Raw genomic sequence first — 18,462 nt, 5'->3', positions numbered from 1 at the left:
CGTGAGTGGTTAGTGGCCCGCGGATCAAGTCCGCGGGAAGGGCGGTGGGTGGGGTAAATACCGTGTCTCAGGACACGGGCCTCCAGAGGAGGCGTCTCAAAACACCCCCCTCAAAACAAATCCGCCGCGATCGTGCGATCGCGGCGGATTCATAAACTCCCGATCGAAAACCGATTAGGCCTTGTTCTTATTGTACAGATCGAACACCACGGCGCCGAGCAGGACGACGCCCTTGATCATCTGCTGCAGATCGATGTTGATGCCCAGGATCGACATGCCGTTGTTCATCACGCCGAGGATGAAGGCGCCGATCACCGCGCCCGCGACCTGGCCCACACCGCCCAGCGCCGAGGCGCCGCCGATGAACACGGCAGCGATCACGTCGAGCTCGAAACCCTGGCCGGCCTTGGGCGTCGCGGTGTTGAGGCGCGCCGCGAAAATCAACCCGGCCAATGCCGCCAGCGCACCCATGATGGTGAACACGTAGAAGGTCAGCCGCTCGGTCTTGATGCCCGAAAGCTGCGCCGCCTTGGGATTGCCGCCCAGCGCATAGATGCGGCGGCCGATGGTCATGCGCTTGGTCATGAACACGAAGAAAGCGATCAGGATCGACATCACGATCAGCACATTCGGCAGGCCCTTATAGGAGGCCACCAGATAGGTGATGTAGAGCACGAGGCCCGCGATGATCGCGGTCTTGACCACGAAGAGCGGGAACGGCTCGGAGTCGTAGCCATGGCTGCGGCGACGGGCCCGGGTGCGCAGGCTGGAGAACACCATGGCCAGCACGATCAGGATGCCGATGACCATCGTGGTAGAATGCAGCACGATGCTGCTGCCCACAATTGCCTTGCCGGCGGCATCGAGCTTCGGCGCGACCAGCGTGATCGGGCCAATGACATCGGGAATGAAGCCGGCGCTGAGCAGCTGGAATTCGGTGGGGAACGGGCCCACCGACTTGCCGCCGAGCACCGCCAGCGACAGGCCCTTGAACACCAGCATGCCCGCGAGGGTCACGATGAAGGACGGAACCTTCACATAGGCGATGAAATAGCCTTGCGAAGCGCCGATGATGGCGCCCAGCACCAGGCACAACAGGCCCGCCGGAATGGCCGGCACGTGATATTGCACCATCAGGATGGCCGCGATGGCGCCGATGAAGCCCGAGACCGAGCCGACCGACAGGTCGATATGGCCGGCCACGATGACCAGCAGCATGCCCAGCGCCATGATGATGATGTAGGAGTTCTGCAGCACCAGGTTGGTCAGGTTGACCGGCTTGAACATCGTGCCGGCCGTGAAGATCTGGAAGAACACCATGATGGCGAGCAGCGCGACGACGAGGCCGTAATCGCGCAGGTTGGCCTGCAGGATCGAGCGGCCCGATGGGCCCGCCGACACTGGGGTCGGCACTTCACTGGGAGTGGGTGCGGTTTCGGTGGTCATGCGGTTCTTCCTTCTGCACGCACGATTGCGCGCATGATCTTTTCCTGGCTGGCCTCATCCCCTGAGAGTTCGCCAACGATGCGGCCTTCGTTCATCACGTAGATGCGGTCACAAATCCCCAGCAGCTCGGGCATTTCCGAAGAAATGACCAGAATGCCCTTCCCCTCGCCCGCCAGCTTGTTGATGATCGTGTAGATTTCATACTTGGCGCCGACGTCGATGCCGCGCGTGGGTTCGTCCAGGATCAGCACTTCGGGGTCGGAGAACAACCACTTGGAGAGCACCACCTTCTGCTGGTTGCCGCCCGACAGGTTGCCGGTGAGCTGCAGCACGCTCGAGGAGCGGATATTGGTGGCCTTGCGATAGTCGTTGGCGACTTTCATCTCGGCCATGTCGTCGAGCACGCCATTGCGCGACACGCCGGGCAGGTTGGCGATGGTGACGTTGTTCTTGATGTGGTCGATCAGGTTGAGGCCATAGGTCTTGCGATCCTCGGTGGCATAGGCCAGCCCCGCATCGACCGCCCGGCGCACGGTGGAGGTGTCGACCACCTTGCCGTTCATCAGCACCTGGCCGCTGATCTTCTGCCCGTAGGTGCGCCCAAAGACGCTCATGGCAAATTCGGTGCGGCCCGAGCCCATGAGGCCCGCAATGCCGACGACTTCGCCCTTGTTGACGTGCAGGGCGATATTCTTGACCACCTGCCGGTCGGCATGCAGCGGATGATAGACCGACCAGTCCTTCACCTCGAACAGCGTCTCGCCGATATTGGGCACGCGGTCGGGGTAGCGATCTTCCAGCGAGCGGCCCACCATCGAGGTGATAATGCGGTCTTCGCTGATATCGGCCTTGTCCATGGTCTCGATGGTGCGGCCATCGCGGATCACGGTGACGCGGTCGGCGACGCGCTTGATCTCGTTCAGCTTGTGCGAAATCAGGATCGAGGTAATGCCCTGCTTCTTGAATTCCAGCAGCAGTTCGAGCAGCGCCGTGCTGTCCTTTTCCGACAGCGACGCGGTCGGCTCGTCGAGGATCAGCAGTTTGACTTCCTTGGACAGCGCCTTGGCGATTTCCACCAGTTGTTGCTTACCGACGCCAATGTGCGTGATCAGCGTGTCGGGGTCTTCCTTGAGGCCCACCATGGCGAGCAACTTGCGCGCTCCAGCCCGGGCTTCGTCCCAGTTGATCACGCCGTTCTTGGCCACTTCGTTGCCGAGGAAGATGTTCTCGGCGATCGACAGCAGCGGCACGAGAGCCAGCTCCTGGTGGATGATGACGATGTTCTGGTGTTCGCTGTCGCGGATATTCTTGAACTGAACTTCGCCGCCGCGATAAATGATCTGGCCGTCATAGCTGCCGGCGGGATAGACCCCGCTCAGAACCTTCATCAGCGTCGACTTGCCGGCGCCATTTTCGCCCACGATGGCGTGGATTTCGCCCTCGCGCACATCCAGGTTCACATCCGACAGCGCCTTGACGCCGGGGAAAGTCTTGGTGATGCCGCGCATCTCCAGAATTGTCGTTTCCATCGTTATCTCTCGATTTCACGCAAGCGCGGCGCTTAGCGCTTATTCTCGCCCGGCACAATAGAGGCACATGGACGTGACGGGAAAAGGCCCCGCGTTACCGCGGGGCCTCGTCGTTCAGTGTGGCTTACTGCAGTTCTTCGGCCTTGATGTAGCCCGAGTCGACGACGAGCTTCTGATAGTTGGAAGCATCGACCGCATACGGGGTCAGCAGGATCGAGGGAACAACCTTGACGCCATTGTTGTAGGTGGTGGTGTCGAGGCCTTCAGGGGTGCCACCGGTGAGCAGGGTGTCGACCAGTTCAGCGGTCTTGGCAGCCAGTTCACGAGTGTCCTTGTAGATGGTCGAGTACTGTTCGCCGGCAATGATTGCCTTGATGGACGGTACTTCGGCATCCTGGCCCGAAATGATCGGCCAAGGCTGATCGGCAGTGCCATAACCAACGCCGCGCAGCGACGAGATGATGCCACGGCTCAGGCCGTCATAGGGAGCCAGAACGGCGTCGACGCGCGAGCCGTCCGAGTAATTGGCGGACAGGATGTTGTCCATGCGGGCCTGTGCGACAGCACCGTCCCAACGCAGGGTACCAACGGTGTCCATGCCGAGCTGGCCGGACTTCACGACCAGGTCACCCTTGTCGATCAGCGGCTGCAGAACCGACATCGCGCCATCATAGAAGAAGAACGCGTTGTTATCATCCGGCGAACCGCCGAACAGCTCGATATTGAACGGGCCGGGCTTTGCAGGGTAGCCAAGGCCGGTCAGCAGCGAATTGGCCTGGAGCACGCCCACCTGGAAGTTGTCGAAGGTGGTGTAGAGGTCAACGTTGGCGCTGTCACGGATCAGGCGGTCATAAGCGACAACCTTGATGCCGGCATCAGCAGCCTGCTGCAGCACGGCGCTGAGCGTGGTACCATCGACGGCGGCGATGACCAGGGCCTTGACGCCCTTGGTGACCATGTTTTCGACCTGCGAGAGCTGGTTCGGGATATCGTCTTCTGCGTACTGCAGATCGACGGTGTAACCCTTTTCGGTCAGCGCCTTGACCAGCGCATCACCGTCCGAGATCCAGCGCAGCGAGGACTTGGTCGGCATGGAAATGCCGATCGAGCCCTTGTCCTGAGCGAAAACCGCGGTCGATGCAGTCAGCGCCATGGCGCCGACGGCCAGCACGGTAGCAAGTGTCTTTAGAACCTTCATCTCGACTCCCTTTGTGTCTTTCGAGTTCAGAAGCTTGAATGGATATCCTGGGGGGATGACAGAAGAAGAAAGGCCGCAGCATAAATCCCGCTGGCCTCGTTAATGACTTCACAACCGCAAAACCACGGTGCAACAGCCCAAGCAGACACGCCGGAGCGAGCCACCAGATTGATTTGCATGAAGTCCTCCTGCACGGCGGTAAACCCGCCGGGGCCCTCCCAAGCCCATGGGCAATTGCTTAGGATAATCAGATACCCTTGTAAAGCGGGTTCGACGTGCTTCCGGTATTTTTTTCGAGCATCGAAAGTTAATCATAATTCCAGCGTTTTCGGCGATTGCGTCGCTTTGGCGCTCTGGATATGGTGCGGCCGATTGATGCCTCGAATCCGTCTGTATCGACCACCAAGAGTCGTAACGTTACTAAAAGGTATCTGATATCTCGGAGGAGATATGACACAACCCGATCCGGAAGACCGGCACGATTCCCACAGTGCCGCCAGCACTGTTGCGGACGATTTGGCGCGCCTGATTTTGGGCGAGATGACGCCTGGCACCAGCCTGCCCAGCGAAGCCGATCTCGCCACGCGTTATGACGTCAGCCGCTTGACCATCCGCGAGGCGGTCAAGATGCTGGAGGGCCGGGGCCTGTTGGAAATCGCCCGTGGCCGCAAGGCGCTGGTGCGCGCGCCCGACGGTTCGGCCTTCGCCGATTTCCTCACCTCGGTGATCCGGTACGACGCCAAGGGCCTGTTCGACCTGATCGAGGTGCGGCTGTCGCTCGAAGTGCAATCGGCAACCCTGGCGGCCCGCCACTCCACCCGCGCCGGTGTCGCGGCGATCGAGTCCGCGTTGCAGGGCATGCGCGAGGCCGCCGATGGCGCCATCGACCTTCCCACCGACGCGGTCGAACTGCGCTTTCACAGTTTCGATGTCGGCTTCCATGAAGCCATTGCGCTGGCCAGCGGCAACCGCGTGCTTGGCTATCTGTTCGAAGCCATGGCCCAGCCACTGCGCGAGGGCTTCTATATCAGCCGGCGCGGCCACGAGCGGCGCGGCCACACCATTCAGGACACTATCGACGCCCATCAGCGCATCCTCGATTGCATCAAGGACGGCAATGGCCGAGCCGCCGCCGACGCCATGCGTTTTCACCTCAAGGATACCGAACGCGACATCCGAGCTGCGCTGAGCGGCCGCCCCCTGCGCACCGAGTAGCGACCATAAGGCCCTTGCGGCTTGGCGCTGCATGGCAGAATAATCCGCCGCAAAGTGCGGGACCGGTTCATGGCGCCAAGACAAGACAGTTCCAGCCACCGGCTGGATGACGCGGCTCGCGCGGGCTGGCTGTATTACGTCGCCGGCAATACGCAGGAAGAGATCGCCACCAAGCTCGGCATTTCGCGGCAATCGGCGCAGCGGCTGGTATCGCTGTCGGTCAGCGAAGGCCTGATCAAGGTGCGGCTCGACCACCCGATCGGGCGCTGCATGGACTTGGCCGCCCGCCTCAAATCGCGTTTCGCGCTCGACCTGGTCGAGGTGGTGCCGTCCGATCCGGCCAGCGAATCGACCACGATCGGCGTTGCCGAAGCCGCCGCTGCCGAGATCGAGCGCTGGCTGCGCCATCCCGAGCCCATCATTATGGCGGTCGGCACCGGCCGTACGCTCAAGGCCGCCATCGAGCAGTTGCAGCCGATGGAATGCCCGCACCACAAGGTGGTGTCGCTCACCGGCAATATCGCGCCGGACGGCTCGGCCGCGTTCTACAACGTCATTTTCAACGTCGCAGACACGGTGAAAGCGCGCAGCTTTCCCATGCCCCTGCCCGTCATTGCCTCCTCGGCGCGCGAACGCGAACTGCTGCACGCCCAGCCGATGATCCGCGAGACCCTGGCGCTCGCCGCCAAGGCCAATGTCACGTTCCTCGGCATCGGCGATATCGGGCCCGACGCGCCGCTGTTCCTCGATGGCTTCATCACCGAGAGCGAACTCAAGGCCTTGCAGAAGGCCGGCGCGGTCGGGGAAATCTGCGGCTGGTGCTTCGATGCCGATGGCAAGCTGATCGAAGGGCTGACCAATGACCGCGTCGCCAGCGCCCCGATGCCATCGCGCGAACGCTCTCTGGTCGTGGCAATTGCCATGGGGCGCAGAAAATTGCCCGGCATTCGCGCCACGCTGAACCGCCGACTCGTTAACGGACTGATCACCGACGAGCGAACCGCTGAAGGTTTGTTAGCTTAGCACAACCCCTTGTATCGATAAGCATTTCCGGCGTTCGGAAACGTTTTCTGCTATACGTACATCACGCGATGAGCGCATAGCACGCTTGACTCTCACGCATAAGTTGTGAGTATTTGCCCATCGCCGGAACAAATGCTCGTTTCGGTTACTGGGAGGATATCCATGAAACTGACACCCTTTATCGTGGGCGCGCTCAGCCTTGCCCTCGTCGGGACGGCATCGGCCGAAACCATCACCATCGCCGTCGTCAACAACGACGACATGATCCGCATGCAGGCGCTGTCGCCCGCTTTCACCGCTGCCAGCGGCGTCGACGTGAACTGGGTCGTGCTTGAAGAAAACACGCTGCGCCAGAACGTCACCACCGACATTGCCACCAATGGCGGCCAGTACGACGTGATGATGATCGGCCCATACGAAGCGCCGGTTTGGGCCAAGCAGGGCTGGCTAACGCCGCTCGACGCTCTGGCCGCTGATCCGGGCTTCGATATCGACGACCTGCTGCCCGCCATGCGCGGCGCCCTGTCGGTCGATGGCACCCTCTATGCGTCGCCATTCTATGGCGAAAGCTCGATGGTCTATTACCGCAAGGACCTGATGGAAAAGGCCGGGCTGACCATGCCCGACGCCCCCACTTGGGAATTCATCGGCAAGGCCGCTCGCGCCATGACCGACCGCGCCAATGACATCAACGGCATCTGCCTGCGCGGCAAGGCCGGCTGGGGCGAGAACATGGCCTTCCTGACCGCCATGTCCAACTCCTTCGGCGCCCGCTGGTTCGACGAGAGCTGGCATCCCCAGTTCGACCAGCCAGAATGGAAAGCCACGCTCGACACCTATCTGTCGCTGATGGCCGATGCCGGCCCGGCCGGTGCTTCGTCCAACGGCTACAACGAAAACATGACGCTGTTCCAGCAGGGCAAATGCGGCATGTGGATCGACGCCACGGTGGCGGCCTCGGCGCTGATCGGTGACAAATCCACCGTTGCCGACCAGGTCGGTTTCGCTCTTGCTCCCGATACCGGGCTCGGCAAGCGTGGCAACTGGCTGTGGACCTGGGCTCTCGCCGTTCCCAAGAGCAGCCAGCATGCCGACGCTGCCCAGAAGTTCATCAACTGGGCAACCAACAAGGCCTATATCGAGACCGTAGCGGCCAAGGAAGGCTGGGCCAACGTGCCCCCGGGCACTCGTACATCGCTGTACAACAACCCAGCATACCAGGCGGCCGCGCCGTTCGCCAAGACCACGCTGGACTCGATCAACTCGGCCGATCCGCAGCATCCGACGGTCAAGCCGGTGCCCTATGTCGGCGTCCAGTTCGCCGCCATTCCTGAGTTCGCCGGTATTGCCACCAATGTCGGCCAGCTGTTCTCGGCAGCCCTCGCCGGCCAGATGTCGGCCGACGACGCCCTCAAGCAAGCCCAGGACTCCACGACACGCGACATGACCCGCGCCGGCTACATCAAGTAAGTCTCCCCCCGACGGCAACTGCAGCCGGTCCAAAGCCGGCTGCAGTCCGCCAGGGATATGAGCTTTCGAGGCGCGGCTGCCCCGCGCTTCGTTCAGAGACTGCCCGGCCAATAGCACCCTCTAGAAGTCGGGCAGACTCGGACTAATACTGAGTTCAAAATCATGCCGGTCCACGCACCGGCCCTCGGGGGAGGATCAGCAGATGGCTACCGCGCAGACGCGCAACCTTGCGCGCACCATGATGGCACCGGCAGTCGTGCTGCTGTTCATCTGGATGATCGTGCCGCTGGTGATGACGCTGTGGTTCTCGTTCCAGAACTACTCGCTGATCAACCCGATGATGACGGGCTTCGCCGGCCTCGCGAACTACACTTACGTCATCAGCGATCCGTCTTTCGTCCAGGCGCTGATCAATACCTTGATCCTGGTGCTCGGCGTCCTGATCATCACCGTTATCGGCGGCACCTTCATTGCGCTGCTGCTCGACCAGCCGATCTGGGGCCAGGGCATCCTGCGCATTCTGGTGATTTCACCCTTCTTTGTCATGCCGCCCGTGGCCGCGCTGATCTGGAAGAACGGCTTCATGCATGCCGACTACGGCCTGATCTCGCATCTGATGCGGTTCGTCGGCCTCAAGCCGATCGACTGGTTCGCACAATATCCCCTGCTCTCGGTCATCATCATCGTCGCCTGGCAATGGCTGCCGTTCGCCACGCTGATCCTGCTGACTGCCCTGCAGTCGCTCTCCGAAGAGCAGCGCGAGGCCGCCGAGATGGATGGAGCCAATGCCGTCAACCGGTTCTGGTACATCATCATGCCGCACATGTCCCGGGCGGTGACCATCGTCATCCTGATCCAGACCATATTTCTCTTGGGCATCTTCGCCGAAATCCGCGTCACCACCGGCGGCGGACCGGGCTTTGCCTCCACCAACATCGCCTTCTTGGTGTTCCGGACGGGTATCCTCTCCAATGACATCGGCGCCGGCTCGGCCGGTGGCGTGGTCGCCGTCATCATCGCCAACATCGTCGCCTTCTTCCTGATGCGCGCCGTTGGCAAGAACCTGGACGCGTAGGAGAACATCATGGCACGCAACGTATCAACGCAAGCCAAAGTCGGCTTCACCATCGGCGCCTGGGCCATCGCCCTGCTGCTGTTCTCACCGATCCTCTGGGTCATCCTGACCGCCTTCAAGACCGAGGCGGAAGCCATCGCCAATCCACCGACATTCTTGCCGGAGCACTTCACGCTGGAAAACTTCGGTGCCGTTCAGGATCGCTCCGACTATATCAAGCACGTCACCAATTCGATCCTGGTCTCGGTCGGCTCGACCTTGCTCGGCCTGATCATCGGCATCCCCGCCGCCTGGTCGATGGCCTTCGCGCCATCCAAGAAGACCAAGGACATCCTGATGTGGATGCTTTCCACCAAGATGATGCCGGCCGTGGGCGTCTTGATCCCCATCTACCTGATCTTCCGCGACCTGCACCTGCTCGACACAGTGCATGGCCTGACCATCATCATGACGCTGATCAACCTGCCGATCATCATCTGGATGCTCTACACCTACTTCAAGGAAATCCCGGTCGACATCCTCGAAGCCGCCCGCATGGATGGCGCCGAGCTGTGGAACGAAATCACCCACGTCCTCGTCCCCATGGCCGTCCCCGGCATCGCCTCGACCCTGCTGCTCAACGTGATCCTCGCCTGGAACGAAGCGTTCTGGACCATCACGCTGACCTCGGGCCGCGCCGGAACGCTGACCGCCTTCATCTCATCGTTCTCGAGCCCGCAGGGGTTGTTCCTCGCCAAGCTCTCCGCCGCGTCGCTGCTGGCGATCGCGCCAATCCTCATCCTTGGCTGGTTCAGCCAGAAGCAACTCGTCCGCGGCCTCACCTTCGGCGCTGTTAAGTAAGGACTGATCAAAATGGGCTCCATCGCACTCGACCACGTCAACAAGTCCTTCGGCGACGTCCAGGTCATCCCGGACATTACCCTCGACATCAAGGACGGCGAATTCGTCGTCTTCGTCGGCCCCTCGGGCTGCGGCAAGTCCACGCTGCTGCGCCTGATCGCCGGCCTCGAGGACACCACCAGCGGTCATATCCTGCTCGACGGGCAGGATATGACCAAGGCACCCCCAGCCCGCCGGGGCCTCGCCATGGTGTTCCAGTCATACGCGCTCTATCCGCATATGACAGTGCGCGACAACATCGCCTTCCCGCTCAAGATGGCCAAGATGCCCAAGGAGCAGATCGACGCCAAGGTGGAATATGCCGCGCGCACGCTGAACCTGGCGTCCTATCTCGACCGCCGCCCGCGGGCCCTATCCGGCGGCCAGCGCCAGCGCGTCGCCATCGGCCGCGCCATTGTGCGTGAGCCAAAAGCCTTCCTGTTCGACGAGCCTCTGTCCAACCTCGATGCGGCGCTGCGCGTCAACATGCGGCTGGAAATCACCGAACTGCACCAGCAGCTCAAGACCACGATGATCTACGTGACCCATGACCAGGTCGAAGCCATGACCATGGCCGACCGCATCGTCGTGCTTAATGCAGGTAATGTCGAACAGTTCGGCAGCCCGCTCGATCTCTACAACAAGCCCGCCAACCGCTTCGTCGCCGGCTTCATCGGCTCGCCCAAGATGAACTTCGTCGACGGCGCCGAAGCCGCGAAGCACCAGGCCCACTCCATCGGCGTGCGGCCGGAGCACTTCACCCTGAGCCGCACCCCAACACCGGGCGCCTGGAAGGGCACAGTGGCGGTTGCCGAACTGCTCGGCTCCGATACGTTCCTCCACGTCAATGTCGACAGTTTTGGCCTGTTCACCGTGCGCACCGGCGGCGAAGATACCTACAAGCACGGCGACGATGTCTACCTGACGCCCGAGCCGACCCGCATCTACAAGTTCGGGCCGGACGGCAAAGCGCTGTAGCGCAACCACCGCGTCATTCCCGCGCAAGCGGGAACCCACTCTCGGGCCGGCGCAGACAGAATAGGTTCCCGCTTGCGCGGGAATGACGTCGTGGATTGAACGACAAGGACTAAGAATATGACCACCAAGCTCTCCGCCGCAACGCTCGACGCCGTCGCCAAAACGGCCTCAGTCCCGCAATACGACCGGAGCAGCCTCACCGCCGGCATCGTCCATTTCGGCGTCGGCAATTTTCACCGCGCGCATCAGGCCGTCTATCTGGACGACCTGTTCGCCACGGGCTCTGATCATGACTGGGCCCTCGTCGGCGCGGGCGTGCGCGAGGCTGACGAAGCCATGCGCCAGAAACTTTTGGCGCAGGACCTGCTCACCACCGTGGTCGAGCAGGAGGCCGATGCCAGCACCGCGCGGGTGACCGGCGGCATGATCGATTATCTCAAGCCCGGCGACAGCGCCGCGGTAATCGCCAAGCTCATCGACCCTGCCATTCGCATCGTCTCGCTGACCATCACCGAGGGCGGCTATTACATCGATCCGGCATCGCAGAAGTTCGATCCCAAGCACCCCGACATCGCCTACGACGCCGCCCACATCCATGCGCCCAAGACCGCGTTCGGCCTGATCCTCGCCGGCCTGCTCGACCGCCGGACAGCTGGCATCGAGCCCTTCACGGTGATGAGTTGCGACAATATTCCGGGCAACGGCCACGTCACCGAAAACGCCGTGATCGGGCTGGCCCGCCTGATCGATCCCGAGCTGGCATCCTGGGTAAAGGACAACGTCGCCTTCCCCAATGGCATGGTCGACCGCATCACCCCCGCCACCTCGGATCGCGAACGCGACCTCCTCGCGCAGAATTTTGGCATCGAGGATAACTGGCCGGTGTTCTGCGAAAGCTTCCGCCAATGGGTGCTGGAAGACAAGTTCCCTGCCGGCCGCCCGGCGCTGGAAAAGGTCGGCGTACAGTTCGTCACGGACGTCGCGCCCTACGAGCACATGAAAATCCGCATCCTCAACGGCGGCCACGCCACCATCGCCTATCCGGCCGGGCTGATGGATATCCATTTCGTCCATGAAGCTATGGAAAACGCGCTGGTCGCGGCCTTCCTCAAGAAGGTCGAAAACGACGAGATCATCCCCATCGTGCCGCCCGTGCCCGATACCAATCTTGATGACTATTTTGCCCTATGCGAGCGCCGCTTCGGCAATCCCAAGATCGGCGACACTATCCGCCGGCTGGCGCTGGACGGCTCCAACCGCCAACCCAAATTCATCATCCCCTCCGCCGCCGACAGGGTTGCGGCGGGGCAATCGGTCACCGGCCTGGCCTTGGTCTCCGCCCTCTGGTGCCGTTACTGCTATGGCACGACGGACTCGGGAATCGTGATCGAGCCCAACGACCCAAGCTGGGACCGCCTGACCGCCCAAGCTAAGCTGGCCAAGGACGAGCCTAAGGCTTGGCTGGCCATGACCGACATCTACGGCGACCTCGCCCGCAACACGACGTTTGTCGGCGCGTTCAGCCACGCGCTGACGACGCTGTGGTCAATCGGGACCAAGGCCACGCTGGAGCGGTATCTGGCGAATAGCCTCTGATCATGAACCGGGCGCCAAAGCTGCCCCACCCACCGACCCTTCCCCCGGACTTGATCCGGGGGCCACTCACCACAACCGCTGATCGCCTGAAAGACCCGCGGATCAAGTCCGCGGGAAGGAACGGTGGCCGGGGCGGAATTATAGACAGCCCATGACTATCGACCTCGTCATCTTCGACTGCGACGGCGTGCTCGTCGATAGCGAGCCCCTTGCCATGCGCGTGCTCGTCGCCGCGATTGCCGCGCAGGGCATTGAGGTCACGACCGAAACCGCCTACCGCGATTTCCTTGGGCGCTCGCTCGCCTCCATCTCCACCAGCCTGCTCGATTCCCACGGCGCTCCCCTAGGCCCAGCCGCCCTCGCCAGCATGCGCGGCGACCTTTACGCGCTCTACCGCCGGGAACTGCGCCCCAGCCCCGGCCTGCCCGAAATGCTGGGCCGGCTCAAAATCCCGTTCTGCGTCGCCTCCTCGTCGGAACTCGAACGCATCCGCCTCAGCCTCGAATTGACCGGCCTGCTAGACTGGTTCGAACCCCATATTTTTTCAGCCAGCATGGTGGAAAACGGCAAGCCGGCGCCCGACCTGTTCCTCCACGCCGCCGCGCAAATGGGTGTCGCTCCCGCCAACTGCCTCGTCATAGAGGACAGTCCGGCGGGGATCATTGCCGCCCGCAATGCCGGCATGGCGGTGTTCGGCTATACGGGCGGCAGCCACGTCGCGCCGGCTGGTCTGCGCGCCGCCATCGCCGCGCTCCACCCCGACGCGATTTTCGACGATATGCACGCCCTGCCCGATCAGCTAAGCTCGCTCCGAACCGAGAAGAAGGCGCGATAGCGTTGAAGCAAAGCCTCCTGGTGGCAGTCGATGTGGGCACGGGGAGTGCCCGGGCCGGAGTGTTGACGCCGCAAGGCGCGCTGCTCGGCCGCGCCGAAATGCCCATCGCCATGAACCGCACCGACGCCAATCACGCCGAGCACGACAGCGAGGATATCTGGTCGGCCGTCTGCGCCGCAGTGCGCGAAGCGATGGCGCTGGCCAAGACCGATCCCGTCAATGTCGTCGGCCTCAGCTTCGACGCCACCTGCTCCCTCGTCGTCCGCGATGCCCAAGGCGCGCCGCTGACCGTTTCCACCAATGGCCTTGCTCGTTGGGACACCATTGTCTGGCTCGATCACCGCGCTCTCGCCGAAGCCGAGGAATGCACTGCCACCGGCCATGAAGTGTTGAAATATGCCGGCGGCGTCATGTCGCCGGAAATGGAAGTGCCCAAGCTGATGTGGCTCAAGCGCCATATGCCCGACACCTGGGCCAGCGCTGGGCAAATCTTCGATCTCGCCGATTTCTTGTCCTGGAAAGCCACGGGCTCGCTCGCCCGCAGCCAATCGACGCTGGTGTGCAAATGGACCTATCTGGGCCATGTCGCCGCCCCCTGGCGCCGCGATTTCCTCGCCACGGTGGGCCTCGACGACCTGTTCGATCATGCCGCCTTGCCCGAAGCCGCTAGTGAAGTCGGCGCCGATCTCGGCCCGCTGACCGCTAACGCCGCCGCTGAACTCGGCCTCACCCCGGCCTGCCACGTCGGCGCCGGCCTGATCGATGCCCATGCCGGCGCGCTCGGTGTGCTCGGCACCTTTGCGGGCGATGTCGAGACCATCGACCGTCACCTCGCCCTGATCGCCGGCACCTCCAGTTGCGTCATGGCGCTCTCGGCTGAAGACCGTCCAACCCCCGGCGTCTGGGGTCCCTATTTTGGCGCCGTCCTGCCCGGCGTCTGGCTCAACGAGGGCGGTCAATCCGCCACCGGCGCGCTGCTGGATCACATCATCAAATGGCATGGTGCCGGTGGCGAGCCCGTTCCCGCCATGCATCGCCGCATCGCCCAGCGCATCATGGAACTGCGCGCGATCGAGGGCCAAAACTTCGCCCTGCGCCTTCACGTCCTGCCCGATTTCCACGGCAACCGCTCGCCCTTGGGCGATCCGCATGCGCTGGGCGTTATCTCCGGTCTGACGCTGGACAGCGATTTCGACCAGCTCTGCCGTCTCTACTGGCGCACCGCGGTCGCTATCGCGCTGGGCGTCCGCCACATCCTCGAAACCCTCAACACGCGCGGCTACGCCATCGACACGCTGCACGTCACCGGCGGCCACACCAAGAACCCGCTGCTGATGGAACTCTACGCCGACGCCACCGGCTGCACCGTGGTCGAACCCGCCGCGCAAGATGCGACGCTCCTCGGCATGGCTATGGTTGCCGCCACGGCGGCCGGGCTTTATCCCAGCCTCGACCAGGCCTGCATGGCCATGCACCAGGGCGGCACTGAGCGAAAACCCGACGCCTCGGCACGCCCCCGCTTCGATAAGGACTACGCCATTTTCCTAGAGATGCTGCGGCAAAGGCAGATTATTGACGCGATGAGCTGAACACCACTCCCTGCCAGCACCTAACCCCCTCTGCCCTTCCCGCGGGCTTGACCCGCGGGCCGCTCTCAACCCGGCGCAAGGAGCGAAAGGCCCGCGGGTCAGGCCCGCGGGAAGAACGGTGGGTGGGGGAACATTGGGAGCCTCACAACTCAAATCCTCCTCCAAATCGCAACCCACCCACGCCTCCATCCTGCCTATCCCTCCTCGCCAAAGCCCGCTAAGCTCCTCCTTGGGAAGTCAAATTTCGTGGCACTTGAAGCGAGCGACGCGAACGCATGTCGATCAAAGCCGCCGTCTATCATCTGACGCACTATAAATATGATCGCCCGGTTGTCCTGCAGCCCCAGATCATCCGGCTCCAGCCCGCCCCGCACAGCAAGACCAAGGTTCTGAGCTATTCCCTCCGGGTCTCGCCCAGCAATCATTTCGTCAATGTGCAGCAGGACCCCTACGGCAATTTCCTGACGCGCTTCGTCTTTCCCGAGCCGGTTACCGAGCTCAAGATCGAAGTCGATCTCGTCGCCGACATGACGGTCTACAATCCGTTCGATTTCTTCGTGGAAGAGAGCGCCGAAATCTGGCCGTTCCAGTATCCCGAGGATATCCGGGCTGATCTCTCCATCTATATGCAGCCCGAACCGGTTGGGCCGCTGCTACAGCAATTCCTCGACGGCATCGACAAGACGCCGATGAACACGGTGAACTTCGTCACCGCCGTCAATGCCTCGATCCAGCAGCACATCGCCTATATCGTGCGCATGGAAACCGGCGTGTGGACGCCCGAGGAAACCCTCGGCAACGCCCGCGGCTCCTGCCGCGATTCGAGCTGGCTGCTGGTGCAGACCCTGCGCAATCTCGGCCTCGCCGCCCGCTTCGTCTCCGGCTACCTGATCCAGCTCAAGCCCGATTTGGTCTCGCTCGATGGGCCGGCCGGCACCGACCATGATTTCACCGACCTGCACGCCTGGTGCGAAGTCTATCTTCCCGGCGCCGGCTGGGTCGGCCTCGACCCCACCTCGGGCCTTCTTACAGGCGAAAGCCACGTCCCGCTCGCCGCCACGCCGCATTATAAGAATGCCGCGCCTATCTCGGGCTTCGCCAGTTACGCCGAAGTCGATTTCGCCTTCGACATGACGGTGACCCGCGTCGCCGAGCATCCGCGCATCACCAAACCCTTCTCCGACGCCGCTTGGGATGAGCTCAACGCACTCGGCCATCAGGTCGATAAAGTGCTGGCCGAAAACGACGTCCGCCTAACCATGGGTGGCGAGCCCACCTTCGTCTCCATCGATGATTTTGAAGCCGACGAGTGGAATACCGGCGCTGTCGGCCCCACCAAGCGGGCGCTTGCCGATGACCTGATCCGGCGCCTGCGCACCCGTTTTGCCCCCACCGGCCTGCTGCATTACGGCCAGGGCAAGTGGTATCCGGGCGAGACCCTGCCGCGCTGGACCTTCTCGCTCTATTGGCGCGTCGATGGCAAACCTGTGTGGAAGGACGAGGCCCTCGTCGCCCGCGAAGGCGTCAAGACCGCAGCGACGCACGAGGACGCCAAGAAGTTCCTCGATGCCTTCGCGCACAATCTGGGCCTCACCGGCGAGACCATCGACGAGGCCTATGAGGACCCGGGCGAGTGGTTGCTCAAGGAGGCCAATCTTCCCGCCAATGTCGATCCCGCCAATTCCGAACTCGCCGATCCTGAAGCGCGCTCGCGCATCGCCAAAGTGTTCGAGCGCGGTCTGACCAATCCAACCGGCTATGTGTTGCCGGTGCAGCGCTGGAACGCCCAGGCGTCGAGCCCATGGCTGACCGAAAAGTGGAAGACCCGCCGCGGCAAGCTGTTCCTCGCACCGGGTGATAGCCCTGCCGGCTATCGCCTGCCACTGTCCTCACTCAAGCACCTTAAGGCGACAGACTACCCGCATGTGGTCCAGCAGGACCCCGGCGAAGCGCGCGGTTCACTGCCTGAGCCCGACGAAATCCTGCGCCGCAATACCGGCGGTCCGGCCGTCGATCCGCGCACGCAGACCACCTCCTCGTTCACCGCCGCCTCCGAGCAGCAGGATCGCACCGAGCAGGAGATCAGCGAGATCGAGGGCCAGGTGCGCACCGCCGTTACCGCCGAAGTGCGTGACCACCGCATCTGCGTCTTCCTGCCGCCGGTGGAAAAGCTCGAGGACTATCTCGAACTCGTCGCCGCCACCGAGGCCGCAGCGAAAGCCGTCGGCTATCCGGTGCATCTTGAGGGCTATGCCCCGCCGCACGATCCGCGCCTCAACGTCATCCGCGTCGCGCCCGATCCAGGCGTCATCGAGGTCAATATCCACCCGGCCTCGAACTGGGATGACTGCGTCGCCACCACCACGGCGATCTATGAGGAAGCTCGCCAATCCCGCCTCGGCGCCGACAAGTTCATGATCGACGGGCGCCATACCGGCACTGGCGGCGGCAATCATGTCGTGGTCGGCGGCGCCACGCCGAACGACTCGCCATTCCTGCGCCGCCCGGACATGCTCAAATCCCTGGTCCTGCATTGGCAGCGCCATCCGGCGATGAGCTATATGTTCTCGGGCCTGTTCATCGGCCCCACCAGCCAGGCGCCGCGCTTCGACGAGGCGCGCCACGACAGCCTCTACGAACTCGAAATCGCCATTGCCCAGGTGCCGCATCCCGCGTCCGGCCAGCCGGCACCACGCCCATGGCTGGTGGACCGGCTGTTCCGCAACCTGCTCGCCGACGTCACCGGCAACACCCATCGCTCCGAAATCTGCATCGACAAGCTCTACTCCCCCGATGGCCCCACCGGCCGGCTTGGCCTTGTCGAATTCCGCGGCTTCGAAATGCCGCCCAATGCCCGCATGGCCCTGGCGCAGCAGGTGCTGGTTCGCGCCCTCATCGCCCGGTACTGGACCGATCCGCTCGATGGCAATTTCGTGCGCTGGGGCACAACCTTGCATGACCGCTTCATGCTGCCACATTACGTCTGGGCCGACTTTCTCGATATCCTGGCCGATCTCGATAGCCACGGCTTCAAGCTCGATCCCGCCTGGTTCGCCGCGCAGCTCGAATTCCGCTTCCCGTTCTGCGGCGAGGTCGAATATGAGGGCGTTCGCCTCGAACTGCGCCAGGCGCTCGAACCTTGGCATGTCATGGGCGAACAGGGCGCCATAGGCGGCACCGTACGGTTCGTGGACTCTTCGGTCGAACGCCTCCAGGTCAAGCTCGAAGGTATCAACCCCGAGCGCTACGCGGTAACCTGCAACCAGCGCCCGGTCCCGCTGCGCACCACCGACACAGCAGGAACCGCCATTGCCGGCGTCCGCTACAAGGCCTGGCAACCGGCCTCTGGCATGCACCCGGAACTGCCGGTCAACACGCCGCTGGTCTTTGATATCTACGACAAATGGAGCCAGCGCCCGGTCGGCGGCTGCGTTTATCACGTCGCCCATCCGGGCGGGCGCAGCTACGACACCTTCCCGGTCAATGGCAACGAGGCTGAGGCCCGCCGCCTGGCGCGGTTCGTGCCGCAGAACTACACTGGCGGCGGGTTCATCCTGCGCGATGAAAAGCCTGCGGATGAATTCCCGCTGACGCTTGACCTGCGCCGTCCGCCCAGATGATTTGACTGC

The 18,462-nt window shown here is 62.9% G+C and carries 14 protein-coding genes; 10 read left to right on the top strand and 4 right to left on the bottom strand.

Features of this window, described 5'->3' with window-relative positions; genetic code table 11:
- Nucleotides 1–174: 174 nt before the first annotated feature.
- The 4 genes from mmsB to JWR51_RS03590 all read right to left on the bottom strand — a co-directional run bounded on the left by mmsB (nucleotide 175) and on the right by JWR51_RS03590 (nucleotide 4,352).
- Nucleotides 175–1,446: a multiple monosaccharide ABC transporter permease gene (mmsB, locus tag JWR51_RS03605; protein ID WP_299743759.1), complete on the bottom strand. Its 1,272-nt coding sequence runs from the start codon at nucleotides 1,444–1,446 to the stop codon at nucleotides 175–177.
- Nucleotides 1,443–2,975, bottom strand: a complete 1,533-nt coding sequence (gene mmsA / locus JWR51_RS03600) for a multiple monosaccharide ABC transporter ATP-binding protein (protein ID WP_299743758.1) — start codon at nucleotides 2,973–2,975, stop codon at nucleotides 1,443–1,445. Before mmsA ends, mmsB begins: the two co-directional genes overlap by 4 nt.
- 124 nt (nucleotides 2,976–3,099) lie before the next feature.
- Nucleotides 3,100–4,173: a multiple monosaccharide ABC transporter substrate-binding protein gene (gene chvE, locus JWR51_RS03595; protein WP_299743755.1), complete on the bottom strand. Its 1,074-nt coding sequence runs from the start codon at nucleotides 4,171–4,173 to the stop codon at nucleotides 3,100–3,102.
- 26 nt (nucleotides 4,174–4,199) lie between these two features.
- The gene (locus tag JWR51_RS03590; protein WP_299743753.1) at nucleotides 4,200–4,352 is read right to left on the bottom strand and encodes a hypothetical protein; all 153 of its coding nucleotides are present in this window, start codon (nucleotides 4,350–4,352) and stop codon (nucleotides 4,200–4,202) included.
- A 271-nt stretch (nucleotides 4,353–4,623) separates the two neighbouring features.
- Here JWR51_RS03590 and JWR51_RS03585 point away from each other — a divergent pair, with 271 nt between their 5' ends.
- The 10 genes from JWR51_RS03585 to JWR51_RS03540 all read left to right on the top strand — a co-directional run bounded on the left by JWR51_RS03585 (nucleotide 4,624) and on the right by JWR51_RS03540 (nucleotide 18,453).
- The gene (locus JWR51_RS03585) at nucleotides 4,624–5,388 is read left to right on the top strand and encodes a FadR/GntR family transcriptional regulator (protein WP_299743750.1); all 765 of its coding nucleotides are present in this window, start codon (nucleotides 4,624–4,626) and stop codon (nucleotides 5,386–5,388) included.
- Nucleotides 5,389–5,457: 69 nt separating this feature from the next.
- Complete coding sequence (locus JWR51_RS03580; protein WP_299743747.1) at nucleotides 5,458–6,411, top strand: sugar-binding transcriptional regulator; 954 nt, start codon at nucleotides 5,458–5,460, stop codon at nucleotides 6,409–6,411.
- Between the two features lie 162 nt (nucleotides 6,412–6,573).
- Nucleotides 6,574–7,881: a sugar ABC transporter substrate-binding protein gene (locus tag JWR51_RS03575; RefSeq protein ID WP_299743746.1), complete on the top strand. Its 1,308-nt coding sequence runs from the start codon at nucleotides 6,574–6,576 to the stop codon at nucleotides 7,879–7,881.
- Between the two features lie 202 nt (nucleotides 7,882–8,083).
- Nucleotides 8,084–8,956: a sugar ABC transporter permease gene (locus JWR51_RS03570; protein WP_299743743.1), complete on the top strand. Its 873-nt coding sequence runs from the start codon at nucleotides 8,084–8,086 to the stop codon at nucleotides 8,954–8,956.
- 9 nt (nucleotides 8,957–8,965) lie between these two features.
- Nucleotides 8,966–9,796 (top strand): carbohydrate ABC transporter permease, encoded by an 831-nt coding sequence (locus JWR51_RS03565; RefSeq protein ID WP_299743741.1) that lies wholly within the window; start codon nucleotides 8,966–8,968, stop codon nucleotides 9,794–9,796.
- Between the two features lie 12 nt (nucleotides 9,797–9,808).
- Complete coding sequence (locus tag JWR51_RS03560) at nucleotides 9,809–10,813, top strand: ABC transporter ATP-binding protein (protein ID WP_299743739.1); 1,005 nt, start codon at nucleotides 9,809–9,811, stop codon at nucleotides 10,811–10,813.
- Nucleotides 10,814–10,930: 117 nt separating this feature from the next.
- Nucleotides 10,931–12,409, top strand: a complete 1,479-nt coding sequence (locus tag JWR51_RS03555) for a mannitol dehydrogenase family protein (protein ID WP_299743738.1) — start codon at nucleotides 10,931–10,933, stop codon at nucleotides 12,407–12,409.
- A gap of 151 nt (nucleotides 12,410–12,560) precedes the next feature.
- Entirely contained in the window at nucleotides 12,561–13,244 is a 684-nt protein-coding gene (locus JWR51_RS03550) for an HAD family hydrolase (RefSeq protein WP_299743736.1), read from the top strand.
- Nucleotides 13,245–13,246: 2 nt separating this feature from the next.
- Nucleotides 13,247–14,833 (top strand): FGGY-family carbohydrate kinase, encoded by a 1,587-nt coding sequence (locus JWR51_RS03545; protein ID WP_299743733.1) that lies wholly within the window; start codon nucleotides 13,247–13,249, stop codon nucleotides 14,831–14,833.
- 275 nt (nucleotides 14,834–15,108) lie between these two features.
- Nucleotides 15,109–18,453, top strand: a complete 3,345-nt coding sequence (locus JWR51_RS03540; RefSeq protein WP_299743730.1) for a transglutaminase family protein — start codon at nucleotides 15,109–15,111, stop codon at nucleotides 18,451–18,453.
- Nucleotides 18,454–18,462: the final 9 nt, after the last annotated feature.

This window comes from Devosia sp. (assembly GCF_028290625.1).
Classification (GTDB): domain Bacteria; phylum Pseudomonadota; class Alphaproteobacteria; order Rhizobiales; family Devosiaceae; genus Devosia.
Note: the sequence above shows the minus strand (reverse complement) of the source record. Positions and strands in the feature narration are given on the sequence as shown.